A 1,874-nucleotide genomic window follows, 5' to 3' on the forward strand; every position below is an offset into this window, starting at 1 on the left:
ACGTGGACGTGGACGTCCACCACGGGGACGGCGTGCAGGACGCGTTCTGGAACGATCCGCGCGTTCTGACGATCTCGCTGCACGAACACCCGCGGATGCTGTTCCCCGGCACCGGCCGGCCCGAGGAGACCGGCGGGCAGGACGCCGAGGGCAGTGCCGTGAATGTGGCCCTGCCGGCCGGTACGGGAGACGAGGGCTGGCTGCGGGCACTGCACGCCGTGGTGCCCGAACTCCTCGACGACTTCCGGCCACAAGTGCTGGTGACCCAGCACGGCGCGGACACCCACTTCGAGGACCCCCTCGCGCACCTGGCGGTGAGCGTGGACGCACAGCGTGCGGCGGCCGAGGCACTGCACGACTGGGCGCACGCCTACGCGGACGGGCGCTGGGTGGCGCTAGGCGGCGGTGGCTATGCGGTGGTCGACGTCGTGCCGCGCACCTGGACGCATCTGGTGGCGATCGCGGCCGGCGCGCCGGTGCCGCCGGAGACGGATGTGCCGGAGGAGTGGCGCCAGTCGGTGTACGCGCGGACAGGGAGCCCGGTGGCGCCGCGGCGGATGACGGATGGGCGGCGGCCGGTCGTGCGGGGGTGGGAGGAGACGGGCTACGACCCGGGCGACCCGCTCGATCAGGCGGTACGGGCGACGAGGCAGGCGGTCTTTCCGGCCCGCGGTCTGCTGCCTTAGGTCACCCGAACGAGCTTTCGGCGGGTGGACTCCCTCCGTAGCCCCGTCTCCGCGGTGCCGGACGGACAAGCATGGGCGCTGTGTCGAGCAATGTTGGGCCACGGGAAACACGGCGAGCACGGGAAGCCCGCGAAGACGGGAGGGGCGTCGGCTCGCTGCGCGCGCATCTGCTGGCCGCGCGGCTGGCCGGGCACATCGCCACCAGCAGGGAGAAGAGCCTGCGGCGCTACCGGCTCTTCGCGGCCCGCGATCCGCGGGCGCTGATCGGGCTGGAGCCCGAAGGGGAGTGGCCGGTACCGGCGTTGATCGCGCTGATGGCCCAGCAGTGCGGTGTGTCGGCCGATCCGGCCACCGTCTCCGGGCCGGACACCATCGACCCCGACCGCACCATCGACGCTCTCGACGCGTTCGCCGCCCGGCTGCGCAGTGCTGCTGAACGGCGGATTCCGGTGCTGCTGGGCACGGGCCACCCGGGCCGGCTCCTGGACTTCTACGCCTCATTGGCCTCGGCGCTCTCGTCAGCGGGATGCACTGTCCTCACCCCGGCAGAGGGGCGACGAATCGACATAACGACCAGGTTCGGCGTACGTCCGTGCAGTCTCGGCTACGTACGGGGGGTCGCACTGGTTCGCGAAGCCGGCGTGCGGCACGTCGCGGGTGCGCCGGGTGCGCCGGGTGCACACACCCACTCGCCGCTCCCCGTCCGGACCGTGCTCGCCGACGCGATCGCGGCCGGCGGTCCGCTGCCCGAGCTGGTCATCGGGGACCACGGATGGGTCTGCGCGGCAGGTCAGTTGGGGATCGAGGCCATCGGGCCCGCGGACACGGATGATCCCGCACTGTTCGTCGGTCAGGCCGAGGGACAGGTCTCGGTCGCCGTTCCGGTCGATGACGCTGTGCGTTCCGTCCACTACCGACCGCTCACTCGCTATGTACTCAATCGGGCCCGTCTGTCACAGTAGGAGACCGATCGCTGCTCCTCTTCCCCACTTGCATCACCCGCCCCTAATTTGGGGAGGAGCGCACATGCGAGCAGGAGTCACCGGAGGGGAAGCCGGTGCCCGACATGTGCGGAAGGTTCAGGTGTGACATGGCTGCTGGCAAGGGACCTCTCAACGAGGTCAACTTTCTGACCGTGGCGGAAGTCGCCTCGGTGATGCGAGTGTCCAAGATGACCGTGTACCGGCT

At 70.7% G+C, this 1,874-nt stretch carries 1 protein-coding gene and 2 pseudogenes; all 3 read left to right on the plus strand.

The window, feature by feature from the left end:
• Positions 1-686, plus strand: a pseudogene (locus ACRDP3_RS12265) (acetoin utilization protein AcuC); the annotation flags it as partial.
• 155 nt (positions 687-841) lie between these two features.
• Entirely contained in the window at positions 842-1,648 is an 807-nt protein-coding gene (locus tag ACRDP3_RS12270; protein ID WP_431516935.1) for a phosphatase, read from the plus strand.
• A 128-nt stretch (positions 1,649-1,776) separates the two neighbouring features.
• Positions 1,777-1,874, plus strand: a pseudogene (locus ACRDP3_RS12275) (transcriptional regulator); the annotation flags it as partial.

It is taken from the genome of Streptomyces sp. (assembly GCF_050698815.1).
GTDB lineage: Bacteria > Actinomycetota > Actinomycetes > Streptomycetales > Streptomycetaceae > Streptomyces.